We start from the raw sequence: 23,498 nt of genomic DNA on the forward strand, positions 1-23,498 counted from the left end.
CGGCGCCGCTGCATGAACCGAACCTGCGCGCCGTCATGGCGCAAGCGAGAGAACCATGAAATTTGCAGCCCTTGATGAGGCCCGTAGCTTCCTGGCCGCCAACCCCGATATCGACATGATCGAGCTGTTCATCCTCGACGCCAACGGCGTGCCGCGCGGCAAGCTGCTGCACCGCGAAGAACTGCTGGCGGTCTATGAAAGCGGCCGCCCGCTGCCCAGCACCATCCTCGGCCTGACCCTGCAGGGCGACGACGTGGAAAACTCCGGTCTGGTCTGGGACGTCGGCGATATCGACTGCCGCGCCTACCCGCTGGCCGGCAGCCTGGTGCGCCTGCCGTGGCGACAGATCCCCACCGCCGCGGTGCAGGTCAGCATGCACCCGCAGGAAGGCCTGCCGGCCAGCATCGCCGACCCGCGCCACCTGTTGATCAAGGTCATCGACCAGCTCAAGGCCGAGGGATATCACCCGGTGATGGCCTGCGAGCTGGAGTTCTACCTGCTGGATACCAAGCGCGACAGCAACGGCCGCCCGCAACCGGCGCTGGACGCCGACGGCGGCCGGCCACGGCACACCCAGGTCTATGGCCTGCGCGAGCTGGAGCAGATCGAACCCTTCCTCGCCGACCTCTACGCCGCCTGCAAGCTGCAAGGCATTCCGGCGCGCACGGCGATTTCCGAATACGCCCCGGGCCAGGTGGAAATCACCCTGGAGCACGGTGATGCCCTGGAGGCCATGGACCAGGCGGTGCGCTACAAGCGCCTGGTCAAGGCCGTGGCCCACCAGCACGGGATGCAGGCGACCTTCATGGCCAAGCCCTTCGATGACCTGGCGGGCACCGGCATGCACATGCACGTGAGCCTCGCCGACGCCGCGGGCCACAACCTGTTCGCCGCCGAAGACCCGGCCGGCACCCCGCTGCTGCGCCAGGCGGTGGGTGGCATGCTCGCGTCGCTGCTCGACTCGCTGCTGCTGTTCTGCCCCAACGCCAATTCCTATCGCCGCTTCCAGGCCAACAGCTACGCGCCGCTGGCACCGACCTGGGGCGTCGACAACCGCACGGTGAGCCTGCGAGTGCCGGGCGGCCCGGCCAACAGCCGGCATATCGAGCACCGCATCTGCGGCGCCGACGCCAACCCCTACCTGGCGGCCGCGGCGATCCTCGCCGGGATCCATCGCGGCCTGCGCGAACAACTCGATCCGGGCGACCCGGTGCAAGGCAACGGCTATGCCCAGGCCAGCGAACTGCTGCCCACCGACTGGCTGACCTCGCTGACCGCCCTGGAGAACTCCAGCTGGGCCCGCAATGCCCTGGGCAGCGAATTCCTCGGGGTCTACCTGGCGGTCAAGCGCGCCGAATACCGCCAGTTCATGGCCGAAGTCGGCGAGCAGGACTGGCGCTGGTACCTGACCCAGGCGTGACGCGCTGGCCGGCGTCATAGCGCCGGCCCGGCCCCTTCCCAGCATTCGAGAACGACCCATGACAGCCGCATTCAACCCGGTAACACCGGCAGCCGAACGCTGCCCTTCCTACTACAGCGCCACCCTGAATGACGAAACCGCCTACCCGCCCCTGCAAGGCCAGGTGAGCGTCGACGTGGTGATCATCGGCGGCGGTTTCACTGGCGTCGCCAGCGCCGTGGAACTGGCGGAAAAAGGCCTGAAAGTGGCCCTGGTCGAAAGCCACAAGATCGGCTGGGGCGCTACCGGGCGCAACGGCGGCCAGGTCACCGGCAGCCTGTCCGGCGACGAGGCCATGCGCAAGCAGATGCGCCGCACCCTGGGCGACGAGGTCGACGATTTCATCTGGCAACTGCGCTGGCGCGGGCACCGGATCATCCGCCAGCGCGTAGACAAATACGCCATCGCCTGCGACCTCAAGCACGGCCACCTGCATGCCGCCTACAAGCCCAGCCACCTCGCCGGCCTGCGTGCCGACTATGAAGAAGCGGTGCGCCGCGGCATGGGCGACGAGGTCAGCCTGCTGGACCAGCAACAGCTGCGCGAGGTGCTGGACAGCCCGCTGTACCACGGTGCGATCAAGAACACCCGCAACCTGCACCTGCATCCGCTGAACCTGTGCATCGGCGAAGCCCGCGCCGCCGAGAGCCTCGGCGCGCTGATCTTCGAGCACAGCGAAGTGCTGCAGATCGTCCACGGCGAGCGCCCGGCGGTGATCACCGCCCAGGGCCGCATCGACGCCAGACAGGTGCTGCTGGCCGGCGACGTGTACCACAAGCTGGAGCCGAAACAACTCAAGGGCAAGATCTTCCCGGCCATGGGCGGCATCGTCACCACCGCGCCCCTGGGCGACCTGGCCAAGCGCCTCAACCCCCAGGACCTGGCGGTCTACGACTGCCGCTTCGTGCTCGACTATTACCGCATGACCGCCGACGGCCGCCTGCTGTTCGGTGGCGGCGCCAACTACAGCGGCAAGGACTCGCGGGACATCGCCGGCGAACTGCGCCCGTGCATCGAACGCACCTTCCCGGCGCTCAAGGGCGCGGCCATCGACTTCCAGTGGAGCTGCGCCATGGGCATCGTGATCAACCGCATCCCGCAACTGGGCAAGCTCTCGGACAACGTCTGGTATTGCCAGGGCTACTCCGGCCACGGCATCGCCACCAGCCACATCATGGGCGAGATCATGGCCCAGGCCATCACCGGGCACTTGGGCGACTACGACACCTTCGCCGCCTGCCAGCACATCCGCGTGCCCTTCGGCGACCATCTGGGCAACCCGATGCTGGCGGCAGGCATGTGGTACTACCAGATGCTTGAACGGTTGCGCTAAGGCCCCGTACTCCTCGCTTCTGTAGGAGCGAAGCTTGCTCGCGATAGCGCCCTCACGACCGCCATCGCCAGCAAGCCTTTCGCCGCGACACCTGCCTGGTAGCGATCTGTAACCATTGAAAATCATCGTCCCTGGAATCGGGTAGTACGCTTGCGCGGCACCCTGAATGCTCAGTGCCAAAACCGACCGGGCACTCCTACTCAAGCGCACGCCCAAGCGGGTGCCAGGTCAACACATAAACCGGCCTTCGTGGCCCTCCAGTTTCAATGAACAAGGATCGCTCAAGCATGAAATTCGCCTACACCATTTTCTATGTCCCGGATGTCAGCGCCTCGCTGGCTTTCTTCAATCGCGCCTTCGGCCTGCCCACCCGTTTTCTCCATGAGTCCGGCACCTACGGCGAACTGGAAACCGGCGCCACCGCCCTCGCCTTCGCCGCCCATGAACTGGGCGCAATGAACTTCAACGGCGGCCACGTCGAGGCCCACAGTTCGGCCAGGCCGCTGGGCATGGAAATCGGCCTGGTCTGCGCAGACGTGCACGCCGCCCACCAGCGGGCACTGGATGCCGGCGCCAGCGAACTCAGCGCGCCCGGCGAAAAACCCTGGGGGCAGACCGTGTCCTACGTGCGTTGCCCCGACGGCCTGCTGGTGGAGTTGTGCACGGCGGTGCAGTCCTAGTTCCTTCGGCTCGTGCGGGCACAAACCCCGCCCAACCTATACAACCCGGGAATCTGCTCTAGGCTGAAGCCTCGGCGACTATGGATATAGAGCCATCGAGCAAGTGGAAACACATGGAAATGACTTTCAAGGAGAAACCCCATGTCTGCGATTCCTTCAAGAACCAACCGCTCTCCCCTGCGCATGAACAAGGATGTCACTGCGCTGATTCCGGACTTCCCCTTTCACTACGCCAACTATTTGCAGAGCGCGGCTAATCGAAAGCTTCCCCCCTGCCAGGTAGACCCGGCGAACTATGGGCAGAAAGTGTTGATCGTCGGCGCTGGCGTCGCCGGCCTGGTCGCCGCCTATGAAGCCATGCGCATGGGCCTGCACCCGGTGGTGGTCGAAGCCTCCGAGCGCATCGGCGGACGACTCTACTCCAAAGTCCAGGGCGACCCCGAAAACCCGGGCAGCCAGGTGCTCTGTGAACTGGGCGCGATGCGTTTCCCGGTGTCGGGCAAGGCGCTGTTCCACTACTTCCGCAAAGTCGGCATGACCGAAAACTCGGCGGACTTTCCCAACCCGGGGACTGCCGCGGCGATCAGTACGGTGGTCGATTACCGTGGAGAGAAGGTCTATTACGAAGTGGACGGCAACCCGGCCTTTCCAAAGCCACAGGAATACGTCGAGCTGGAAAACCAGTTCTTCGATGACTTCCTGGAAAACTACCACTTCAAAGATCTGGAAAAGGCCATGACCGAGGGCTCCATCGATCAACAGAAGATCAAGCAGCTCTGGAATGCCATCGTCAAACCTCAGTCGGGAACCAGCGGCGACGACGTCAGCTTCTACGCCGCGCTCCTGGAAAATTCCGGCTGGAGCAAGGCCGATATCGACCTGTTCGGCCAGATCGGCTTCGGCACCGGCGGCTGGAACACCGACTACCCCAACAGCATCCTCGAGTTGCTGCGCGTGCTGTACACCGGCCTGGATGCCGACCACCAACTGATGTTCGACGGCTCCTCGAGCCTGCCACAACGACTCTGGTCCAAGGCGCCGAAGGAACTGGGGGACGTGATGCTGCACTGGGGCGAGGACACCACGGTCGAAGCGCTGTCGCGCGAGGTGTTCGACGACCCGTTCCACAAGGAGGTGCGACACATCGAGCGTCAACCGGACGGTTCCTTCCGCGTCGCCATCACCGACACCCGCACCCGAAAGACCCAGCAGTGCCACTTCCCCAGCGTCATCTACACCCCGCATGTGCGGATCCTCGACAAACTGCGCTACTCGGGGAACCCGCAAAGCCTTCCCGCCATGAACAGCCTGCTGCCCATCGATACCTGGGAAGCCATCATGTACACCCACTACATGCAGTCGGCGAAGATTTTCGCCGCCACCCAGCGCCCGTTCTGGAACGACCTTGTGGTGGGCGACGAGCAACGCAAGATGAGCATCACCCTCTCCGACCGCCTGACCCGCGGCACTTACCTGGTCGACTACTCGGCCAGCAAGGGCGACTACAAAGGCAGCGGGATCTTCCTGTCCTACACCTGGAACGACGATGCGCTGAAATTCCTCGGCGACCGCCCCGCGCCGTTGCCGCAGCATGTCGAGCTGTGCACTAACCTGCTGGACAACATCTATCCGGGGATCAACCTCAACGAGCAATACAGCACCGTCAATGCGTTCGTGGAGCACAACTGGGAGGATCAGCCGCTGTACCTGGGCGCCTTCAAGATGAACCTGCCAGGGCAGTACGAATATCAGCGGCGGATCTTTTCCCAGTTCATGAGCGGCATCGACACGGGCAATCCCGACCGCTTCATCCTGGCGGGCGATGACGTGTCCTGGACGGCCGGCTGGGCCGAAGGCGCGGTCACCACCGCGATCAATGCGCTGAACAAGCTGGCGGTGTGTTTTGGCGGTGGCAGCCAGCCGGCCAACCCGGGGCCGGTGGAATCCTGGGAACAGTTGAAACCGGTCGAGTTGAACTGACCGGCAAATAGCGCCACTCCAGACCCCGTCGCTGCCAGGTCGGCACGACGGGGTCTTTGTTTCATGACATGGCGCTTGCTTAGCGCCCCCATTTCTCCAAGGCGAACTCGACGAAACTGCGCAGCTTGGGCAGGCGGTAACGGTCCTGGGCGTAGAGCAGGTGCATCGCCCGCAGGGGCAATTGATAGTCCTGCAGCACGGGCACCAGCCGCCCCTGTTGCAGGTCTTCTTCCACCAGGGCATCAGGCATCATCACCACCCCCAGGCCACCCCGCGCTGCGCGGTGCAGGCCGGACGAGGTGTTGGTCAGCAGCGAACCGGACACCGGGATCAGCACGTCCCCTTCGGGCCCGCGCAACGGCCATTGGGTGGCGGTGGAGCTCCACTCGTCACCGGCCGGATAGGCGAACGCCAGGCAGTTGTGGTGCTGCAGGTCCTCCGGGACTCGTGGCGTGCCGCAGCGCTGTAGATAGTCCGGCGCCGCGCAGATGGTCAGGGTGTAGTCCTCCAGGGGCCGGGCGATCAGCGACGAGGTGTCCAGGTTGCCCAGGCGAAAAGCCACGTCGAAGGCACCGTCGATCAGGTCGAAGCGCTGGTTGGCCAGCGTCAGTTCCACCTTGACCTGCGGACAGCGCTGCTGGAATTCGCTCAGGGCCGGCGCCAGGCGCTCGGTGCCGAAGGTCAGCGGTGCGGTGATGCGCAGGGTGCCCGACGGCTCGCCCTGGACCTGTTCCGCCATGCGCTCGGAGTCCGCCACCAACCCCAGCACCGCCAGGCAACGCTGGTAATACTCGGCGCCGAACTCGGTCAGGCGCTGGCGCCTGGTGGTGCGGCTGAGCAGGCTGACCCCGAGGCGCTGCTCCAGGGCCCGCAGGTGATTGCCGACCATGGTGGTGGACAGGCCGCACTCGCGGGCAGCGGCAGTCATGTTCCCCGCCTCCACCACCTTCACGTACACCGTCATCGCCTGGAACAGATCCATTATCAACCCTGACTTGAAGATGATTAAAGAATTGACGAGTTTATCTAGCTCAGGTGGCTAACGATACTGCCAGCACACCACACTAGATGGAGCTACCCGTCATGACCGCCACCTGCCTGATGAACACCTATCAGCCGCTGCCGCTGAGCTTCACCCGCGGCCTGGGCACGCGCCTCTGGGACCAGGCCGGCCGCGAATACCTGGACGCGGTGGCCGGCGTGGCGGTGACGGGCGTCGGCCATTCCCATCCCAGACTGGTCAGCGTCATCAGCGAACAGGCCGGCCTGCTGCTGCACACCTCCAACCTCTACGGCATCGACTGGCAACAGCAACTGGCGCAGCGGCTGACCCGCCTGGCCGGGATGGACCGGGCGTTCTTCAACAACTCCGGCGCCGAAGCCAACGAGACCGCGTTGAAGCTGGCGCGGCTGCACGGCTGGCACAAAGGCATCGAGCGGCCGCTGATCATCGTCATGGAGAACGCCTTCCACGGCCGTACCCTGGGCACCCTGGCGGCCAGCGACGGGCCGGCGGTACGTCTGGGCCTGAACTCGCTGCCGGGGGATTTTCTCAAGCTGCCCTTCGGTGATCTGGCCGCCCTGGAGCAAGCCGCGCAGGCCCACGGCCCGCGTATCGCCGCGGTGCTGATGGAGCCGATCCAGGGCGAAAGCGGTATCCGCCTGGCCCCGCCCGGCTACCTCAAGGGCGTGCGCGAACTGTGCAGCCGGCGCAACTGGCTGCTGATGCTCGACGAGATCCAGACCGGCATCGGCCGCACCGGCCAGTGGTTCGCCTGCCAGCATGAAGGCGTAGTCCCGGATGTGATGACCCTGGCCAAGGGCCTGGGCAACGGCATCCCCATCGGTGCCTGCCTGGCCCGGGGCAAGGCCGCGCACTTGTTCACCCCCGGCAGCCACGGCAGCACCTTCGGTGGCAACCCGCTGGCCTGCCGGGTGGCCTGCACCGTGCTGGAGATCATCGAGCAACAAGGCCTGCTGGCCAACGCCAGGCGCCAGGGCGAGCACCTGCTGCAACGCCTGCGGACGGAACTGGCCGATCACCCACAGGTCCTGCAGGTGCGCGGCCTGGGGTTGATGATCGGCATCGAACTGAAAGCCCCACAACGCGAGCTGGCGCTCCGGGCGGCCCAGGATCACGGACTGCTGATCAACGTGACCCGGGGCAGCACCATCCGCCTGCTGCCAGCGCTGATCGTCGACGAACGCGAGGTCGAGATGATCGTGCGCGGGGTCAGCCGGACATTGCAAAGCGCCGAGGTCGATGGCGATGCAGCAAGAGTGGAAGGAATGCTGGCGGTGTCGTGACCGATGCCTGATGGCCGGGTGAGGTCAATCAGAACGCTTCGCGAGCAAGCTCGCTCCTACAGGGGGCATGCGTGTTTCTGTAGGAGCGAGCTTGCTCGCGATGGGATGGATCAGCAAACGGTGTGGGCCGGGCTCAGTCGTCCAGCGGTTTCGGTGGCGCCGCTGGCTTACCCGATTTGGCGGCCTTGCCGGCGTGGGCTGCCTTGACTTCCGAGACCGGCGCTAACGTCGGCGCAACGGCTTCCTTCTCCGCCGCCGGCAGCTGGTCGACGGTGCTGAAGACTTCCTTGAGTTCGATGGCCCCGAAATGCTCGAGCTTCTTCTCGCCGTCCTTGCCCACCAGGATCACCTTGGTCTGCGCCCCGGCGCCAAGCTTCAGGCTGCGGATCAGCGCCATGGTCGATTGCGGGTCCAGGTCCTTGCCGTCGCGTTGGCCAATGGTGTTGATCACCGTGTAGAGCACCATGTTGCGTTCGCTGAAGGCCTGGCGGTTGGCCGGCTCGTCGAGGGATTTCTTCAGCGCCACCAGGGTCGGGTCCACGGAGCTGGGTGCGATCACGATCAGTGGGCGCGCCTTGCCCTGATCCTGGGCCAGAGGGCCTTCGTTGTCGGCCGCCATTGCGGGGCCGACGACAGCGAGCAGCGTTGCGAGGGTCAATGACCGAATGAACATGCGTCTCTCCTTTGGGTATCCACGTCCTAATGATTGCGCATCAGGGGAAAAGGTCCAGACCTGGACTCAAATTCTGACATTTTATTGAGCCATGCCCGTGATCCGCGGTGCGGGAACCGTCGCTGCGCGTGCTCGTTTTCGTCGCGAGCGATCGACGCTTCCATAAATACCAGTGATGAGCGAACCCTCTCAATCGGCATGATCGACCCGCCCTGGCGCCCATGACAACCGGCATGGCCTATGCCGTTCTGGCATGGGCCCATACGAATTCGTCATCATTTTCGCCGCGGCGGCGTGATAGCCTTCACCCCGGCCATAACAAGAGCGCCCGCCTGGCTTTTTCCATCCGGTGCGGCGTCACCCGCCGTTTCATACCTGCTTGCTTCGTCTTCATCTGCCCAGGTTTTCGCAGCGAACCTCCTACACAGGCTCGCTGGACGACCGATTGCATTTTTGACTCGACGCTATCGTCGGCATCTCTTTTACCTCCTTCCGGGAGTTCGTATGTCCAGGCTGTCTCATCAAGATTTACGCCGTAGTTTTCGCGAGTTGATCGCTTCAGACTCCTGCTTCCACACTGCCTCCGTCTTCGACCCGATGTCAGCGCGGATCGCCGCCGACCTGGGGTTCGAAGTGGGCATTCTCGGCGGCTCCGTCGCCTCGCTGCAGGTGCTGGCCGCGCCTGACTTCGCCCTGATCACCCTGAGCGAATTCGCCGAGCAGGCCACCCGCATCGGCCGCGTCGCCCAACTGCCGGTGATCGCCGACGCCGACCACGGCTACGGCAACGCCCTCAATGTGATGCGCACCGTGGTCGAGCTGGAGCGCGCCGGCGTCGCCGCCCTGACCATCGAAGACACCCTGCTGCCGGCCCAGTTCGGACGCAAGTCCACCGACCTGATCTCGGTCGCCGAAGGCGTGGGCAAGATCCGCGCGGCGCTGGAAGCCCGGGTCGACCCGGAACTGGCGATCATCGCCCGGACCAACGCGGCGATCCTGCCGATCCAGGAAATCATCAGCCGCACCCAGCAATACGAGCGCGCCGGCGCCGACGGCATCTGCATGGTCGGGGTCAAGGATTTCGAGCAACTGGAACAGATCTCCGAGCACCTGTCGGTGCCCCTGATGCTGGTGACCTACGGCAACCCGGCGCTGCGCGACGATGCGCGCCTGGCGCAACTGGGCGCGAAGATCATCGTCGACGGCCACGCGGCGTATTTCGCGGCGATCAAGGCCACCTACGACTGCCTGCGCGAACAGCGGCAGATCTTCACCCAGGCCTCGGACCTCAGCGCTACCGAGCTGGCCCACACCTACACCCAGCCCGAGAACTACATCGTCTGGGCCAAAGAGTTCATGAGCGTCAAAGAGTGAGCCGCTAGCTCACCCTCCCTTGCGATCACCGAGGACCCGAGGTCCTGGGTGGTCGAAAGCCGCTTCGCGCCTCACCTTCCGCCCCACTCTTTATTCCCCCGTCCCGTTCAACGCCTCATCGACACAGTCGAGGATCTGCCCGATGGTCCAGGGTTTGCGGATGAACGACACCGGGTAGCGGATGCCGGAACTCTGCGGCGTCTCGTAACCGGACATCACCAGCACCGGCATGCCCGGCCAGCGCTCGCGCACCCGGTTGGCCAGGCCCGCGCCGTTCAGGGTGCCCGGCATATTGATATCGGTCAGCAGCAGGCGCACCTGCTCCGGATGGCTTTCCAGGAACCGCAGCGCCGCATCCGCGCTGGGCATGGCCTGGGTGGCGAAACCCTCGTCCTGCAGGATCTCGCAGAGAAACTCCAGGATCATCGGCTCGTCCTCGACCACCAACAGCAGGCGACAAGGCTGGCCTGGATTGACGGATGACACTGGACTCATGAGGATGCCGCTCCCTGACTGCGTACACGATCCTGGCGCGATTACGCCATTTAGAGTTATGAGCAGTGCCGGGCCGATAAATTCATTCAGGCTTCGGACAAGATCGACGGAGCGCCATGGGTGACATGACAGGCAATCACTTCAGCAGCTCTTGTTGACCGCAGGCCGCTCGGATGCATGTTCACGCACTCCCGATGTCGTGACCAGACTGGCACTGCCGGCGCCCGGTTGCGCTCCCCAGCCCTATGGGTGAATGGGCTGAGCATAGCCAAGGGCGATGCACGCCGCTTTCGCTTCGGACCACCAGCTGTGAGAAAGTAGCGAGGCGCACAGGCCACATGTTCCGGTGGCCCCGTTTGCCTTTGCGTCGTGAAGCCCGGGAGAATGTTTTTCCCGGCGTCCCGACCGCCGCTCACTATTCTTAAGCCATGGGCCCGTATGGGCCGGTGGTCTCGCTTTCAAGGAATCCAGAATGCAACCAAGACACGTCATCAACGCTTCGGTCAGCCCCAAAGGCAGCCTGGAGACTTTGTCCCAACGTGAAGTGCAACAACTCAGCGAAGCCGGTTCCGGCAGCATCTATGCCCTGTTCCGCCAGTGCGCCCTGGCCATCCTCAACACCGGCGCCCATGTCGATAACGCCAAGACCATCCTCGACGCCTACAAGGATTTCGAAGTCCGCATCCACCAGCAGGACCGTGGCGTGCGCCTGGAACTGCTGAACGCCCCGGCCGATGCCTTCGTCGATGGCGAGATGATCGCCAGCACCCGGGAAATGCTGTTCAGCGCCCTGCGCGACATCGTCTACACCGAAAGCGAGCTGGCCAGCCAGCGCATCGACCTGGAAAGCTCCCAGGGCATCACCGACTACGTCTTCCACCTGCTGCGCAACGCCCGCACCCTGCGCCCGGGCGTGGAGCCGAAGATGGTGGTGTGCTGGGGCGGCCACTCGATCAGCACCGAGGAATACCAGTACACCAAGAAGGTCGGCCATGAGCTGGGCCTGCGCAAACTGGACGTCTGCACCGGTTGCGGCCCGGGCGTGATGAAGGGCCCGATGAAGGGCGCGACCATTGCCCATGCCAAGCAGCGCATGAGCGGCAGCCGTTACCTGGGCCTCACCGAGCCGGGCATCATCGCCGCCGAGGCGCCGAACCCGATCGTCAACGAGCTGGTGATCCTGCCGGACATCGAGAAGCGCCTGGAAGCCTTCGTCCGCGTCGGCCACGGCATCATCATCTTCCCGGGCGGCGCCGGCACCGCCGAGGAGTTCCTGTACCTGCTGGGCATTCTCATGCACCCGGACAATCGCGACCTGCCGTTCCCGGTGATCCTCACCGGGCCGAAAAGCGCCGCGCCGTACCTGGAGCAGTTGCATGCCTTCGTCGGCGCGACCCTGGGCGATGCGGCCCACAGCCTGTACCAGATCATCATCGACGACCCGGCCGAGGTCGCCCGGCAGATGACCGAGGGGCTCAAGGAGGTCAAGCAGTTCCGCCGCGAACGCAACGACGCCTTCCACTTCAACTGGCTGCTGAAAATCGACGAAGGCTTCCAGCGCCCGTTCGACCCGACCCACGCCAACATGGCCGGCCTGCAGCTGGACCACGCACTGCCGTCCCACGAACTGGCGGCCAACCTGCGCCGCGCGTTCTCCGGCATCGTCGCCGGCAACGTCAAGGACAAGGGCATCCGCCTGATCGAGAAGCACGGCCCGTACGAAATCCACGGCGACACCGCGATCATGCAGCCGCTGGATCACCTGCTCAAATCCTTCGTCCAGCAGCACCGGATGAAACTGCCGGGCGGCGCGGCCTATGTGCCGTGCTACCGGGTCGTCAGCTGACAGCCCGTTGACGACGGCCTCCGGTGCAATGCCGGGGGCCGCTTCCTGCCCCACGCAAAACGCCCGGCCAGCGGGTACAGCCGGCGCCCAGGGAACTCCCGGGCAGTACCGCGCATCCTAGATGGTGTAGTACTTCCTTTTTGCTTCACGCTGTCGGAGGACGCCCTCATGCGCCGCCTATTACTCGTTTCTTCGTTGTTGCTCTGTCTGCCCGCAGGTTCAGCCATGGCCCGTGTCGATGCGGGTGATGTCGCCACCTCGGCAGGGGTTTCCGCCTCGCTGTACTCGACCTTCAAGGACGACAAAATGGTGATTCCCGCCCGTGACGACGCCTCCAGTTTCGTCGCCAGCGGTGGTGCCATCCGTGGTGTCTACCTGGAGTCGGTGCTGCAGAAAATCCGCCAGGAAAACCCAGGCCTCAACGCCAGCGATGAAGAACTGGCCAGGGCCATCCTCACTCAACAGGCGCAGCCCGCCGGGCACTAACGGCCTGTGCCGTCCTGCGCTCCGCGACCGGGACGTCGCGGAGCCGCACGGTGCATCCTCCCCTCACCCCACCTGGACCGCCGCGGCGGTTTCGGCGCGGGTGAACAGACCACGACCGATGGCCCGGGCCGTGCGCAAATGCAGCGCCGGGTCCTGGCTTTCCGATTCCAGCAGCAGCTGCGAGGTCAGCAACCGCGCGCCGCAGTAATCGAAGATCCCGTGATCGATCTGGGTCTTCATCGCCACCTCGTAGCCGTGGCGCCCGTATGTGCCGGCATCGGCCCCACCGATGCCGAGCAGGTGCACCCGCAGGTGTTCGAGTTTCTTCTCAAAGCGATTGGCTTCGAGGTTGAAATCGAATGCCCAGCCGTTGGCGAACACCCGGTCGATCCAGCCCTTGAGCAGCGCCGGCATCGACCACCAGTACACCGGATAGACCAGCACCAGCGCATCGGCACGGTCGATGCGCGCCTGCTCGGCCAGCACGTCGGCCGGAGGCTGTTCCTGCCGGCGGTGGACCGCGTGGTCGGCGACGTTGAAGCGTGGGTCGAATGCCTCGGCGAACAGGTCGGCGATCTCGAACGAGTGGGCCGGCCCAAGGCCCTCGGCGACCTGCGCCGCCAGGCTGTGGCTGAGCGAGCGGGGATCATGGTGGGCGACAACGATAAGCGCATGCATGGCAAAGGCTCCTGCAAATGAATTGAGGGCGGCAACCAGGCCCTATATACTTTTGGTAAGTTACGAACAGTAAGTTACTTTTGGTATATAAGCATGTCAAGCACCCCCTCCGAGGCTTCACCCCCCCGTCGCCGCCTGTCCCGGGAAGAGCGCCTGCAACAGCTGCTGGAAGTGGCCTGGCAATTGATCGGCGCCGAAGGCACCGAGGCCCTGACCCTGGGCCGCCTCGCCGAGCAGGCCGGGGTGACCAAGCCGGTGGTCTATGACCATTTCGTCACCCGCGCCGGGCTGCTGGCGGCGCTGTACCAGGACTTCGATGCACGCCAGACGCTGCTGATGGACGCCGCCCTGGAGCGCAGCGAAGCGACCCTGGACAGCCGCGCGGCGGTCATCGCCGGCTCTTATGTCGACTGCGTGCTGACCCAGGGGCGGGAGATCCCCGGGGTGATCGCCGCCCTGGCCAGTACGCCGGAACTGGCGCGGATCAAGGAGGAGTACGAGCTGATCTTCCTGGAAAAATGCCGCGCCGCCCTCGCCCCCTTCGCGGCGCCCGGGACCATAGCCACGGCTGGCCTGCGGGCGATGCTCGGGGCCGCCGAGGCCCTGTCCCATGCCGCGGCCACCGGAGAGATCAGCCGCGAGCAAGCCCGCGACGAGCTGTTCGAGACCATTGTCGCCATGGTCGAACGCAGCGTGCGGCGTGGTGCCGGCCCGGTCTAACCGGCTTCGCCGGCCACCGCCACGGCAGGTTTCATCGAGCCGAACCACCAGGTGACAAGGGCACACAGGGCCATGACGCCGCAGGTGCCGACAAACACCGTGCGCATGCCGAAGTGCCCGCCGAGAAAGCCCCCGGCCAGGGGGCCGAGCACCTGCCCGACGTACTGGCTGGAGGTCGAGTAGCCAAGCATCCGCCCGGCGATGTTTTCCGGCACCGAATGGCGAATGATGCTGGAGATGCAAGGCAACAGCCCGCCCAACGCCAGGCCCATGAGAAAACGCAGCAGCACCAGTTGCCAGGGCGCGCTGACCAGCGCCTGGGGAATCAGCAGCAGCGCCGCCGCGGCCAGGCACACAGTGAGCACCCGCCAGTGGCCGATACGGTCGGCCAGCTTGCCCAGCTGCGACGCGGAAATGATGCTGCCCAGGGCCGCGGCGGACATCACCAGCCCCGCCATCAGGGTGACGTTTTCCGCCCGCAGCTCCTGCAGATACACGGTGATGATCGGTTCGATGGACATGGTCGCGAACATCAGCAGGCAGGCCACCGCGAACATGCTCAGCAGCGGTTTCTTGTCCGTCACCGACACCCAGGAATGCTCCGGCGCCTGGCCCTTTTGCGTTGCCTGGCGTGGCTCGCGCGGCGCCTCTTTCAACAAAAAAGTGGTGGCCAGGAAGGTCACGAAGATCACCGCGCCGGCGATGAAGAAGGTGTTGCGGATGCCGATCAGCGGCGGCAGCAGGCCACCTATCAGAGGCCCGGCCAGGCTGCCGGCCATGATCCCCGAAGACAGCACGCCCAACGCCCAGCCGGAGCGCGCCTTGGGGGTCTGCGTGGCGACCAGGATGGTCGCCCCCGAGGCATAACCGCCGAGCAAGCCCGCCAGCAGGCGCAGCAACACCAGTTGCCAGACGTTCTCCGCCAGGCCGATCAGCGACATGGCCAGCGCCATGCCGAGGCTGGCGCGGATCAGCATCAGCTTGCGCCCGTAGCGATCGCCCAGACGGCCCCACAAGGGCGCGGTGATCGCCGCCGACAGGAAGGTCGCGCCAAAGGCCACGCCGGACCACTGGACGATGGCCGCCGGATCGCTGACGCCCAGTTGCTCGACGTACAACGGCAGGAACGGCAACAGCAGGGTCATCGCGACAATGGTGGTGAACGCCCCCAGGGCGCATACCGCGAGGTTGCGCTGCCAGTAGCGTTCGGCGGGAGACGGCGGCTGCGGGGTGGACATGAGGGCGCTCCATCGGTCAGGGACGGGGCCACGCTACAGGCTCGAATTCGATAAATAAAATTCATGTTTTTTATAGAGTGGATTCCTTTCAGGAATCCGCACAACGCCTGCTGTGATGTCGCGCGTGTGCTGGATTCAGTCGCGCTTCCAGCGTTTGCGGGCATGCAGGTACGCCGCGAGGTCGCCGTAACCCAGCTGGGCCGCCATCTGGGCACGGCTCTCGCCGAGAAACTCCAGCTGCTGCTCCAGCTCGGCGCGGACCTGATCGAGCAACTGGCGAAAGGTCATGCCCTGCTCTTCCAGGCGCCGGCGCAGGGTCCGCGGGCTCTGGTACAGCGTCTCGGCCTGGTTCTCCAGGCTCGGCACCACGCCACGGGCCAGGCTGTCGCGCATGCTGGCCGCGACCTTGCCGGTCCAGCCAGCCAGTTGCAGGCGCTGGGCCAGGCGCCGGTCCAGCTCGCTGCGCAGCAACGCCTGCATGCCGGCGTGGCGCGTCAGCAGCGGCAGGCGCAGGGTGGCCTGGTCGTAGTACAGGCAGTTGCGCGGGCAATCGAACTCGAAGTTATCGCCGAACCACTGGCGATATTCCTCGTGGTAAGCCGGTCGCGAATGGCTGAAGCAGGCGCGCACCGGGCGCACAGCTTGCCCGGTGCCGTGGCGGATCTGGGTCAGGGCCATGACGCAGTAATGCTCCACCACGTAGCGGGTCAGCCTGGCGGGCGCGTCGATGCACAGTTCGACGCCGAGCAGGTCGCCGTCGCTGACCAGCCTCAGGCTGTCCATGTCCGAGGCCAGCGCGGCGTAGTCGGCCCAGCACTGCATGGCGCCACGCACGTCCGGGCAGTACAGGCAGATGTAGGCCAGTACGTGCAGGTCCTGGGGGGTGAATTCGCCGAACAGGTGCAGGCCGATGGCCGGGTCGCGCTCTGCCGCCAGGCGCCACAGTTGTTCGAGCTCGAGCAGGTTGTAATCCTGGCGGTCGCCGCGGGTCTGGCGTTGCAGCACCCGTTCCAGCACCCGGCCGAGCTGGCCCCGGTGAAAACGGCGGAGCGGCTGATTGGCCTCTTCGCCAGTGTTTTTGTCCAGTTCGCGCATAGGGTCCGGGCGGCTCTTGGTTTCTTATTGTTCGGGCAATGCCCATGTCGGGCCTGACTCGAGATTGCCATGAATACAACAATGCTCGCCAACAATCCAATCCTGGTCGTGGCCGGGATTTTCCTCGGTTTCATCCTCCTGGAAATCGCCTGTACCTGCTTTCGCCAACCCAAGGGCCAGCGCCGCGATGTGCTGATCGAGATCATCGGTTCCTCGCTGTTGCTGGGCCTCACCTTCCCCCTGGTGATGTTCCTCAGCACCCTGCTGCTGGACACCTTCGCGCCGTCGCTGAAGAACAGCCTGGGCGACCTGCACTGGGTGGCGGGCGCGGCGCTGTTCCTGCTGCTCGATGACATGACCCAGTACTGGTGGCATCGCCTGACCCACCGCCTGCCGTTCCTCTACGCGCTGCACCGCGCGCACCATTCGGCGCCGTACATGAGCATCCGCATCGTCTACCGCAACAACAGTTTCTATTACCTGCTGATGCCGGGCATCTGGCTCTCTGGCCTGCTGATCTACATGGGCCTGGCGCCGGTCTACTACGGCTACCTGATCGTCAAGATGACGGTGATCTTCGCCGCCCACAGCAGCGTCGCCTGGGACGACCGGCTCTATCGCATCCCGGCCCTGCGCCCACTGATGTGGTTGCTGGAGCGGACCATTTCGACCCCTTCCACCCACTCCGCCCACCACGGCCTCAGCGCCCATGACGGGGTGACCCACTACAAGGGTAATTTCGGCAATCTGCTGTTCTTCTGGGACGTGCTGTTCGGCACCGCGAAAATCACCCGCCGCCGGCCCAGTGCCTATGGCATCGAGGATTTGCGCCCCATCAGCTGGCAGCAGGAACTGTTCTGGCCGCTGGTGCGCTCGCCCAAACCCGTGGCGCGGCCCGAAGCCAAGCAGGAGGTGGTGCAATGAGCCTGCATATCGCGCTGCTCGCCGGCTCCAGCCAGCCCGACAGCCAGTCGGCCAAGGTCGCCCATTACCTGGGCCAACGCCTGCAACAGCTGAAACTCTGCGAGCAGGTCACGCTGCTCGACCTCGGGCGCTCGCCCTTGCCGCTCTGGCCAAGCCCGGACTCGAACGATGCCTGGAGCCAATACTCGGCCACCTTGCGCCAGGCCGACGCGCTGGTGGTGGTGACGCCGGAGTGGAACGGCATGGCCTGCCCGGCCATCAAGAACTTCTTCGTGTATGCCGGCCACACCGAGTTGGGGCACAAGCCGGCGTTGCTGGTCGGGGTCTCGGCCGGCCTCGGTGGTGCCTATCCGCTCGCCGAGCTGCGCGTCTCCAGCTACAAGAACTGCCGGATCTGCTACTTGCCGGAGCAGCTGATCGTTCGCCAGGTGGAAGGCGCATTCAATGCGCATGCCGAGCCCACGCCCGAAGAACGCCACCTGCGCGCTCGTGCCGACTGGACCCTGGAGGTCCTGGCCGAGTACGCCGGTGCGATGAAGCACCTGCGCTCGCGCATCGATATCCGGGCCGTGCCCTTCGCCAACGGGATGTAGCACCGCGACACCGGAAGTGAATGCCACGGTGGGCGCCCTGCCTCCCCCAGCGCCGTGAAGAAATTCGCGTTCGCCAGGGCCCGTCCCCGCCAAACTGTGGCTACAGTCTTAGGAGCCGCCACGGGCTTGGGCGCCATGCTGCACGCCGACAAGTCCATGAGTGGCCTGACAAAGACGCGGGCAGCGGTGAACCTTATCGCCGCCGGCCCGGTCGATAGATGCAGTCTGGCCAGGTTTGGCGATAAGCCCCCGTTTCTTCCAATGGGGCGTCGTACGGCTGGTTTCATTTCCTGGAGAACACCCGTGATAACGACCCGACACATCGCCAGTCTCAAAGCCTGGGGCGCCCATGGTTTCACCGCGACCGGCGTGGTCACGGCCTTCCTCGCCACCCTGGCGCTGTTCGACAACCAGCCCAAGGCCTGCCTGCTGTGGCTGGGCGTGGCGCTGATCGTCGATGGGGTCGACGGCTCGCTGGCGCGCAAGGTCAATGTGCAGTCGGTGCTGCCACATTTCGACGGCTCGGTGCTGGACCTGGTGATCGACTACCTGACCTATGTGTTCATCCCGGCGCTGTTCATCTATCGCTACATCCCGCTGCCGGACTACAGCGCGCTGCTGGCGACCTCGGTGATCCTGGTGTCGTCGCTGTTCTGCTTCTGCAACGTCAACATGAAGAGCAAGGACAACTATTTCGTCGGCTTTCCCGCGGCCTGGAACGTGGTGGCGCTGGCGCTGTACATCCTTGCCCCGACACCCTGGCTGAGCCTTTCGAGCATCGTGGTCCTGGCGCTGCTGACCCTGACCCGGATGAAATTCCTCCACCCCTTCCGCGTGCGCCGCTTCATGCCGGTGAACATCGCGGTGACCGCCATCTGGCTGCTGTGCAGCCTGTCATTGGTGATCAACCATCCCTACAATGGTCCCTGGGTGATGGGCTTGTGGCTGGCGATGTCGGCGTACTTCCTCGGCATCTGCATCTGGCGCACCGCGCTGGGCTGGTTCGACCGCGCGCGAACCTGAACCCCTGCTGTACCCCTGACCGCAACGAGACTCGACATGCTCTACCGCTTCGCCGCCGACACCCTGGTTTCGCTGCACCTGACCTTCATCCTGTTCGTGCTCTTCGGTGGCCTGCTGGTGCTCAAGTGGCCGCGCCTGGCCTGGCTGCACCTGCCCGCCGCGACCTGGGGCGTGGCGGTCGAAATCTTCCACCTGCCCTGCCCGCTGACCGACTGGGAAAACCACCTGCGCCACGGCGCCGGCCAGCAGGGTTATGGCGACGGTTTCATCGAGCACTACCTGATCCCGCTGATCTACCCGGCCGGGCTGACACCGCAGATCCAGCTGGTCCTCGGCGCGCTGGTGCTGCTGATCAACGTCCTGGTCTACGGCCGGCTGTGGTGGCGGCGCCGGCAACCTTGAAAAAACCGACGGCGTGGCTGGCGATTCCCGCGCCACAGCCTGCCCCGTCTGTGTATATTTCCAGGCAACCCCGTGGGCAACGGCGATCCGCGATCGCTTCGAGTGGAGTCCATAGATGCCCGATTTCCAGATCCGCCAGCCCTGCCCGCCCGGCGCCTGCAACTGCGACCGCGAGCGCCTGCTGCAAACCCCTGGCACCGACCTGCGCATCCTCGGCCTGACCCGCCAGGAGGAAAAGCGCCTGCTCGACCGGCTGGAGAACCTGCAAAGCCTGAGCGACCTCGAACACATGCAGCGGCGGATGTACGAATTGCTGGGCATCCGCGTGCAGATTGCCCCCAGCTTCAACGAAGTGCGCAGCATGCGCGGCATCGCCATCCAGCTCGACGAGCTGCCGGGCCTGTGCCGCAAGACCCGCCAATCGATCCCCGCCGCCATCCGCCGTGGCCTGGAGAAGAACCCGGAAATCGCCTACCGCCTGCTCGACGCCCACGACCTGTTGCGCGACGCCTGAACTGGAATACCCCCTATGAAACACGCCGTCACGGCCAGCCCCTCGATCGTCATCAGCGACACAATCGACAGCAGCTTCGAAACCCTGCTCGGCAATGGCCTCGCCACCTTCAATGAGCAGATGACCGGCTACCACGACCGGCAGCCCCTGGCCGTGGAACTCCAGGATCCGGAGACCGGCCAGGTCCTGGGCGGCATCAGCGGCCGCACCTCCCTGGGCCTGTTGTTCATCGACCTGTTCTACCTGCCCGACAGCCTGCGCGGCGCGGGCCTCGGCGCCCGACTGCTGCAGGCGTGCGAAGACGAAGGCCGGCGCCGCGGCTGCCGCTCGGCCGTGCTCTACACCCTGAGCTTCCAGGCGCCGTCCTTCTACGAAAAACACGGCTGGCAACGCTTCGGCGAAATCCCCTGCGCCCCCGAAGGCAGCAGCCGGGTCTTTATGAGCAAGGTTTTGTAGGAGCGAGCTTGCTCGCGATGGCCGCGCCGCGGAGTACCTGATCCACTGCGTTATCGTTCATCGCGAGCAAGCTCGCTCCTACAGAGGAAGGGGTTGGCTCACCAGTTATGGCTGTTGATCCGCTTTTGCCCCAGCAACTGGTCGACCATGGTCACGGCGGCCTCCTTCGAAGCGCAGTGCAGCAGGGGGTAACCCCAGAACTTGCGGTAGGTGTCGGCGAAGGCTTCCACCCGGGCCTGGGTCGCGCCGTCGGGGGCGATGACGATACTGGCCCGGATCCAGCGGCGGATCGCCTCCTTGTTGCGCTTCATCCACAAGGAGGCCTGCTTGAGGCTGGCCTGTGCGTCTTCGCCCGGCTGCGGTTGTTCCCCAGGCGCGTCGGCGGTCACCAGCACAAAGGGCTTCTGGCGTTGCAGCAACTGGTCGAGCTGGCTGAAAGGATCGGTCTGGCCGGCCGCGCCGCGGTAGTGCATCCAGACCAGGGGAAACTGACGATGGTCGATGTTCATAAGGCTTCCTCGACAAGAGACAAACAAGAATACCTATCATCTGCAAAGGAAACCTTGTCTGCATCAGTCAATCTGGACAAGCGATTGACCGATTCAGCCAAATGAAGATTCCACGTCCCGGACCGCCGAATGGTCGCCCAGCAGCATTCTGCGCTCGGCGAGGAAACGCGCCGGCGGCTGGCCCACGGCCTTCTTGAACATGCGGATAAAGGCACTGGCGCTTTCATAACCCAGGCCCAGCGCCACGCTCTCCACCGACTCGCCCCGGGCCAGGCGCTTGATCCCCAGCAGGATGTGCAACTGGCGTTGCCACTGGCCGAAACTCAGGCCGGTCTCGGCCAGGATCAGACGGCTCAGGTTGCGCTCGCTCATGCCGATCTGCTCGCCCCAGCCACCCAGGCTGCGACGCTCGGCCGGCTGCTCGATGATCGACGCGGCCATGGCGCGCAGCTGTGGGTGTCGGGGCATGGGCAGGTGGATCTGCTCCTGGGGCGCGGCGGCCAGTTCATCCAGGGCCACCGCCATCAAGCGCCCCTGCGGGCCGTCGAGGTCATAGAGCTCGGGCACCTCCACGCACCGCTTGAGCAACGCCTGCAACAGCGGCGAAACCGCCAGGGTGCAACAGGCCCCGGGCAGGCCGCGGACCTGTTCCGGTTCGACGAACAGGCAGTAACTCTCGGTCCGCTCCAGGCCCCGCACGTTGTGCCGCATATCCCCGGGAATCCACACCGCGCAGTGCGGCGGTGCCATCCACAGGCCTTCATCGGTCTCGCAGGTAATCACCCCGGCCAGCGGGAACAGCAGCTGCGCCTTGCGATGGCTGTGCCAGGGCCGCTCCCAGCGCGTGGCCTGCATGGAGATCCGCAGCGCATACAGCGGCCGGTCGATCCGGTCCGGGTCCTGGGGTTGATATTGGTCGTGCAGTACCGGCATGGCGAAACCCGTGGAGGATGAGACTTGGGCCACTGACCGGCCCGACTCCCTGACGCAGGGGATTGTGCTGGCCGCGGGGCATTTCGCCAAGCAGCGCCGGCATTCAGCCGGCGGCCTGGAACTTCTTGCGGTAAGCCGCCGGCAGCAGGCCGACCCGTTGCTGGAACAGCCGGCGAAACGAGTTGCTGTCTTCGTAGCCCACCTTGTAGGTGATGCTGTCCAGGGTCATGCGCGTGGACTCCAGCAGCTCCTTGGCCTTTTCCAGGCGCAGGGTCTGCAGATAGGCCAGCGGCGTGTAGCCGGTGGCCTCCTTGAAGCGCCGCTTGAAGTTCCTCACGCCGAAGCCGAAGCGCCGGGCCGTGTCGTCGATCAGCAGCGGCTGGTCGAAGTGTTCCTCCAGCCAGTCCTGCACCCGCAGGATCTCGCCATCGCCATGGCTCTTGGGCAATGACCACATGACATACACCGACTGCTCGCTGCGCACCTTGTCGATCAGCAGGTACTTGCCGCATTTCTGCGCCAGCTCCAGGGACGCGAAACGCCGCACCAGGTGCAGCAGCAGGTCCATGGCCGCGCTCGCGCCGCCGCTGGTGATCAGGCCCCGGTCCTCGCAGAGAAGCTGCCCCTCGTCCAGTTCAACCCCGGCATAACGCCGCCGGAACAGCTCGGCGAAAGCCCAGTGGGTGGTGACGCGGGCGCCCTTCAGCAGGCCGGCTTCGGCCAGCAGGAAGGTGGCCGTGCACATCGAGGCCAACACCGCACCCCGAGCGTGCTGTTGTCGCAGCCAAGGCCCATAGCCGGCAAATGCCGGCAAGGCCTCCTTCAAGGTGAAGAGAAAACCGGGGATCAGCACCAGGTCGGTCTGGGCGATCTCGGCCACGGACTGCTGCACCCGCAGCGCTTGCCCGCCCCAGGCGCTGACATCGGCGCCATCCAGCGAGGCGACCACCACCTCGAACGGCGCGTTGGCGGTGTCGGCGAACAGGTTGGCGGCGCTCAGCACTTCCAGGGCCAGGGTGGCGCTGGCGGCGGAACAGTGATCGACCAGGAGCAAGGTGACGTGCATTGTGGATTCCGTTGCGCTTTTCGCATGAAAAAAGTCATTTGCGCACCTAGCTTAGCCGATCCCCCTTGCCTAAAGTGCGGCCATCCTTTCAATCATCGGTGTATTCATGAATCTCTGGTTCCGCATGCTGCTCATGCTGTTTCGTCGTCCGTGGCGCAAGCCGGTCGAAGGCCTGGCCACCACGGTCGTGCGCATGCGCGTCTGGCCGCTCGACCTCGACCTCAACCTGCACGTCACCAACGGCCGCTACTTCACCCTGGCCGACCTCGGGCGCATGGATTTCGTCCTGCGCAGCGGTGCCTACCGCGTGGCCCTGCGCCACAGGGCGGTGCCGATCGTCGGTGATGTGTGGGGCAAGTTCCGCCGTGAACTGAAGCTGTTCGAAGCCTTCGAGGTCCACAGCCGGATCCTCGGCTGGGACGAAAAATGGAGCTTTATGGAACACCGCTTCGTCAGCAAGGGCCGGGTCACCGGCGTGGTGGTGATGCGCGGGCTGTTCCGCTCGGCCAAAGGCACGATCGCCCCCGGTGAGTTCGTCCATGAACTGGGCCTGGAGCTGTCGCCCGAGTTGCCACAGTGGCTGAAAGACTGGTCGCAAAGCTGCGATGACATGAGCGTGCAACTGCGCGCGGAAGAAAACCCGGCGCGTTGAGGCAGGTCGCTGAGACAACAACGCCATTGCCGACCCAGGTCGACAATGGCGTTGATGCGCGA

The 23,498-nt window shown here is 65.0% G+C and carries 25 protein-coding genes; 16 read left to right on the forward strand and 9 right to left on the reverse strand.

Annotated elements, in window-relative coordinates; genetic code table 11:
* Positions 1-55: 55 nt before the first annotated feature.
* From NRG23_RS07190 to NRG23_RS07205, 4 genes are all read left to right on the forward strand, one after another.
* Complete coding sequence (locus tag NRG23_RS07190; protein WP_103331067.1) at positions 56-1,420, forward strand: glutamine synthetase family protein; 1,365 nt, start codon at positions 56-58, stop codon at positions 1,418-1,420.
* Between the two features lie 58 nt (positions 1,421-1,478).
* Complete coding sequence (locus NRG23_RS07195) at positions 1,479-2,792, forward strand: FAD-binding oxidoreductase (RefSeq protein ID WP_257374220.1); 1,314 nt, start codon at positions 1,479-1,481, stop codon at positions 2,790-2,792.
* A gap of 287 nt (positions 2,793-3,079) precedes the next feature.
* Positions 3,080-3,472 (forward strand): VOC family protein, encoded by a 393-nt coding sequence (locus NRG23_RS07200; RefSeq protein ID WP_028682644.1) that lies wholly within the window; start codon positions 3,080-3,082, stop codon positions 3,470-3,472.
* Between the two features lie 141 nt (positions 3,473-3,613).
* Positions 3,614-5,452 (forward strand): NAD(P)/FAD-dependent oxidoreductase, encoded by a 1,839-nt coding sequence (locus NRG23_RS07205; RefSeq protein WP_135006418.1) that lies wholly within the window; start codon positions 3,614-3,616, stop codon positions 5,450-5,452.
* Between the two features lie 79 nt (positions 5,453-5,531).
* Here the strand turns inward: NRG23_RS07205 and NRG23_RS07210 are convergent, their stop codons facing one another.
* Positions 5,532-6,434 (reverse strand): LysR family transcriptional regulator, encoded by a 903-nt coding sequence (locus NRG23_RS07210; protein WP_124313261.1) that lies wholly within the window; start codon positions 6,432-6,434, stop codon positions 5,532-5,534.
* A gap of 101 nt (positions 6,435-6,535) precedes the next feature.
* Between NRG23_RS07210 and NRG23_RS07215 the strand changes: the two genes are divergently transcribed.
* The gene (locus NRG23_RS07215; protein WP_028682647.1) at positions 6,536-7,759 is read left to right on the forward strand and encodes an aspartate aminotransferase family protein; all 1,224 of its coding nucleotides are present in this window, start codon (positions 6,536-6,538) and stop codon (positions 7,757-7,759) included.
* 133 nt (positions 7,760-7,892) lie between these two features.
* Here the strand turns inward: NRG23_RS07215 and NRG23_RS07220 are convergent, their stop codons facing one another.
* Positions 7,893-8,432: a DUF4174 domain-containing protein gene (locus NRG23_RS07220; RefSeq protein WP_124339939.1), complete on the reverse strand. Its 540-nt coding sequence runs from the start codon at positions 8,430-8,432 to the stop codon at positions 7,893-7,895.
* A gap of 504 nt (positions 8,433-8,936) precedes the next feature.
* On the opposite strand from NRG23_RS07220, the gene NRG23_RS07225 reads away from it, so the two are divergent.
* Entirely contained in the window at positions 8,937-9,806 is an 870-nt protein-coding gene (locus NRG23_RS07225; protein ID WP_257374223.1) for an oxaloacetate decarboxylase, read from the forward strand.
* A gap of 90 nt (positions 9,807-9,896) precedes the next feature.
* On the opposite strand, the gene NRG23_RS07230 is transcribed toward NRG23_RS07225, so the two are convergent.
* Positions 9,897-10,301, reverse strand: coding sequence for a response regulator (locus NRG23_RS07230; protein ID WP_124301363.1), 405 nt, complete (start codon positions 10,299-10,301; stop codon positions 9,897-9,899).
* Positions 10,302-10,773: 472 nt separating this feature from the next.
* Here NRG23_RS07230 and ppnN point away from each other — a divergent pair, with 472 nt between their 5' ends.
* On the forward strand, positions 10,774-12,147 hold the full coding sequence (ppnN, locus tag NRG23_RS07235; protein ID WP_009048358.1) for a nucleotide 5'-monophosphate nucleosidase PpnN: 1,374 nt from the start codon (positions 10,774-10,776) through the stop codon (positions 12,145-12,147).
* 168 nt (positions 12,148-12,315) lie between these two features.
* Positions 12,316-12,633 carry a DUF2388 domain-containing protein gene (locus NRG23_RS07240; protein WP_007924983.1) on the forward strand — a complete coding sequence of 106 codons (318 nt, stop codon included), beginning with the start codon at positions 12,316-12,318 and terminating at the stop codon, positions 12,631-12,633.
* Positions 12,634-12,696: 63 nt separating this feature from the next.
* Here NRG23_RS07240 and NRG23_RS07245 read toward each other — a convergent pair whose 3' ends face one another.
* Positions 12,697-13,311 carry an NAD(P)H-dependent oxidoreductase gene (locus NRG23_RS07245; RefSeq protein ID WP_257374228.1) on the reverse strand — a complete coding sequence of 205 codons (615 nt, stop codon included), beginning with the start codon at positions 13,309-13,311 and terminating at the stop codon, positions 12,697-12,699.
* A 93-nt stretch (positions 13,312-13,404) separates the two neighbouring features.
* On the opposite strand from NRG23_RS07245, the gene NRG23_RS07250 reads away from it, so the two are divergent.
* Positions 13,405-14,031, forward strand: coding sequence for a TetR/AcrR family transcriptional regulator (locus tag NRG23_RS07250; protein WP_101282185.1), 627 nt, complete (start codon positions 13,405-13,407; stop codon positions 14,029-14,031).
* Here the strand turns inward: NRG23_RS07250 and NRG23_RS07255 are convergent.
* Both NRG23_RS07255 and NRG23_RS07260 read right to left on the reverse strand, forming a co-directional pair.
* Positions 14,028-15,269, reverse strand: coding sequence for an MFS transporter (locus NRG23_RS07255; RefSeq protein WP_257374229.1), 1,242 nt, complete (start codon positions 15,267-15,269; stop codon positions 14,028-14,030). The genes NRG23_RS07250 and NRG23_RS07255 overlap by 4 nt on opposite strands.
* Positions 15,270-15,404: 135 nt before the next feature.
* Entirely contained in the window at positions 15,405-16,364 is a 960-nt protein-coding gene (locus NRG23_RS07260) for an AraC family transcriptional regulator ligand-binding domain-containing protein (protein ID WP_257374230.1), read from the reverse strand.
* Positions 16,365-16,433: 69 nt separating this feature from the next.
* Here NRG23_RS07260 and NRG23_RS07265 point away from each other — a divergent pair, with 69 nt between their 5' ends.
* The 6 genes from NRG23_RS07265 to NRG23_RS07290 all read left to right on the forward strand — a co-directional run bounded on the left by NRG23_RS07265 (position 16,434) and on the right by NRG23_RS07290 (position 20,276).
* Positions 16,434-17,288 carry a sterol desaturase family protein gene (locus NRG23_RS07265; protein WP_009048353.1) on the forward strand — a complete coding sequence of 285 codons (855 nt, stop codon included), beginning with the start codon at positions 16,434-16,436 and terminating at the stop codon, positions 17,286-17,288.
* Positions 17,285-17,881 carry an NADPH-dependent FMN reductase gene (locus NRG23_RS07270; RefSeq protein ID WP_009048352.1) on the forward strand — a complete coding sequence of 199 codons (597 nt, stop codon included), beginning with the start codon at positions 17,285-17,287 and terminating at the stop codon, positions 17,879-17,881. Before NRG23_RS07265 ends, NRG23_RS07270 begins: the two co-directional genes overlap by 4 nt.
* A 303-nt stretch (positions 17,882-18,184) precedes the next feature.
* Positions 18,185-18,904 (forward strand): phosphatidylcholine synthase, encoded by a 720-nt coding sequence (pcsA, locus tag NRG23_RS07275; protein WP_007924962.1) that lies wholly within the window; start codon positions 18,185-18,187, stop codon positions 18,902-18,904.
* Between the two features lie 36 nt (positions 18,905-18,940).
* Complete coding sequence (locus tag NRG23_RS07280; RefSeq protein ID WP_257374231.1) at positions 18,941-19,306, forward strand: DUF2784 domain-containing protein; 366 nt, start codon at positions 18,941-18,943, stop codon at positions 19,304-19,306.
* Between the two features lie 115 nt (positions 19,307-19,421).
* Entirely contained in the window at positions 19,422-19,820 is a 399-nt protein-coding gene (locus tag NRG23_RS07285; protein WP_009048349.1) for a hypothetical protein, read from the forward strand.
* A 15-nt stretch (positions 19,821-19,835) separates the two neighbouring features.
* On the forward strand, positions 19,836-20,276 hold the full coding sequence (locus NRG23_RS07290) for a GNAT family N-acetyltransferase (protein WP_257374232.1): 441 nt from the start codon (positions 19,836-19,838) through the stop codon (positions 20,274-20,276).
* Between the two features lie 98 nt (positions 20,277-20,374).
* On the opposite strand, the gene NRG23_RS07295 is transcribed toward NRG23_RS07290, so the two are convergent.
* From NRG23_RS07295 to NRG23_RS07305, 3 genes are all read right to left on the reverse strand, one after another.
* Positions 20,375-20,785, reverse strand: coding sequence for a hypothetical protein (locus NRG23_RS07295; protein ID WP_110177368.1), 411 nt, complete (start codon positions 20,783-20,785; stop codon positions 20,375-20,377).
* 93 nt (positions 20,786-20,878) lie between these two features.
* The gene (locus tag NRG23_RS07300; protein WP_110177370.1) at positions 20,879-21,718 is read right to left on the reverse strand and encodes a helix-turn-helix domain-containing protein; all 840 of its coding nucleotides are present in this window, start codon (positions 21,716-21,718) and stop codon (positions 20,879-20,881) included.
* Positions 21,719-21,821: 103 nt separating this feature from the next.
* A complete protein-coding gene (locus NRG23_RS07305; protein WP_257374234.1) occupies positions 21,822-22,784 on the reverse strand; it encodes a GlxA family transcriptional regulator in 963 nt (320 codons plus the stop codon).
* Positions 22,785-22,890: 106 nt separating this feature from the next.
* Here NRG23_RS07305 and NRG23_RS07310 point away from each other — a divergent pair, with 106 nt between their 5' ends.
* On the forward strand, positions 22,891-23,436 hold the full coding sequence (locus NRG23_RS07310) for a thioesterase family protein (RefSeq protein ID WP_038631562.1): 546 nt from the start codon (positions 22,891-22,893) through the stop codon (positions 23,434-23,436).
* The last annotated feature ends 62 nt before the right edge of the window (positions 23,437-23,498 follow it).

The sequence above is a fragment of the Pseudomonas sp. T8 genome (genome assembly GCF_024610635.1).
GTDB classification, from domain to species: domain Bacteria; phylum Pseudomonadota; class Gammaproteobacteria; order Pseudomonadales; family Pseudomonadaceae; genus Aquipseudomonas; species Aquipseudomonas chlororaphis_I.

Bases quoted from the DNA above. Each gene is read 5' to 3' on its own strand.
- NRG23_RS07190 (WP_103331067.1), top strand. From the start codon at position 56: ATGAAATTTGCAGCCCTTGATGAGGCCCGTAGCTTCCTGGCCGCCAAC.
- NRG23_RS07195 (WP_257374220.1), top strand. From the start codon at position 1,479: ATGACAGCCGCATTCAACCCGGTAACACCGGCAGCCGAACGCTGCCCT.
- NRG23_RS07200 (WP_028682644.1), top strand. From the start codon at position 3,080: ATGAAATTCGCCTACACCATTTTCTATGTCCCGGATGTCAGCGCCTCG.
- NRG23_RS07205 (WP_135006418.1), top strand. From the start codon at position 3,614: ATGTCTGCGATTCCTTCAAGAACCAACCGCTCTCCCCTGCGCATGAAC.
- NRG23_RS07210 (WP_124313261.1), bottom strand. From the start codon at position 6,434: ATGGATCTGTTCCAGGCGATGACGGTGTACGTGAAGGTGGTGGAGGCG.
- NRG23_RS07215 (WP_028682647.1), top strand. From the start codon at position 6,536: ATGACCGCCACCTGCCTGATGAACACCTATCAGCCGCTGCCGCTGAGC.
- NRG23_RS07220 (WP_124339939.1), bottom strand. From the start codon at position 8,432: ATGTTCATTCGGTCATTGACCCTCGCAACGCTGCTCGCTGTCGTCGGC.
- NRG23_RS07225 (WP_257374223.1), top strand. From the start codon at position 8,937: ATGTCCAGGCTGTCTCATCAAGATTTACGCCGTAGTTTTCGCGAGTTG.
- NRG23_RS07230 (WP_124301363.1), bottom strand. From the start codon at position 10,301: ATGAGTCCAGTGTCATCCGTCAATCCAGGCCAGCCTTGTCGCCTGCTG.
- ppnN (WP_009048358.1), top strand. From the start codon at position 10,774: ATGCAACCAAGACACGTCATCAACGCTTCGGTCAGCCCCAAAGGCAGC.
- NRG23_RS07240 (WP_007924983.1), top strand. From the start codon at position 12,316: ATGCGCCGCCTATTACTCGTTTCTTCGTTGTTGCTCTGTCTGCCCGCA.
- NRG23_RS07245 (WP_257374228.1), bottom strand. From the start codon at position 13,311: ATGCATGCGCTTATCGTTGTCGCCCACCATGATCCCCGCTCGCTCAGC.
- NRG23_RS07250 (WP_101282185.1), top strand. From the start codon at position 13,405: ATGTCAAGCACCCCCTCCGAGGCTTCACCCCCCCGTCGCCGCCTGTCC.
- NRG23_RS07255 (WP_257374229.1), bottom strand. From the start codon at position 15,269: ATGTCCACCCCGCAGCCGCCGTCTCCCGCCGAACGCTACTGGCAGCGC.
- NRG23_RS07260 (WP_257374230.1), bottom strand. From the start codon at position 16,364: ATGCGCGAACTGGACAAAAACACTGGCGAAGAGGCCAATCAGCCGCTC.
- NRG23_RS07265 (WP_009048353.1), top strand. From the start codon at position 16,434: ATGAATACAACAATGCTCGCCAACAATCCAATCCTGGTCGTGGCCGGG.
- NRG23_RS07270 (WP_009048352.1), top strand. From the start codon at position 17,285: ATGAGCCTGCATATCGCGCTGCTCGCCGGCTCCAGCCAGCCCGACAGC.
- NRG23_RS07280 (WP_257374231.1), top strand. From the start codon at position 18,941: ATGCTCTACCGCTTCGCCGCCGACACCCTGGTTTCGCTGCACCTGACC.
- NRG23_RS07285 (WP_009048349.1), top strand. From the start codon at position 19,422: ATGCCCGATTTCCAGATCCGCCAGCCCTGCCCGCCCGGCGCCTGCAAC.
- NRG23_RS07290 (WP_257374232.1), top strand. From the start codon at position 19,836: ATGAAACACGCCGTCACGGCCAGCCCCTCGATCGTCATCAGCGACACA.
- NRG23_RS07295 (WP_110177368.1), bottom strand. From the start codon at position 20,785: ATGAACATCGACCATCGTCAGTTTCCCCTGGTCTGGATGCACTACCGC.
- NRG23_RS07300 (WP_110177370.1), bottom strand. From the start codon at position 21,718: ATGCCGGTACTGCACGACCAATATCAACCCCAGGACCCGGACCGGATC.
- NRG23_RS07305 (WP_257374234.1), bottom strand. From the start codon at position 22,784: ATGCACGTCACCTTGCTCCTGGTCGATCACTGTTCCGCCGCCAGCGCC.
- NRG23_RS07310 (WP_038631562.1), top strand. From the start codon at position 22,891: ATGAATCTCTGGTTCCGCATGCTGCTCATGCTGTTTCGTCGTCCGTGG.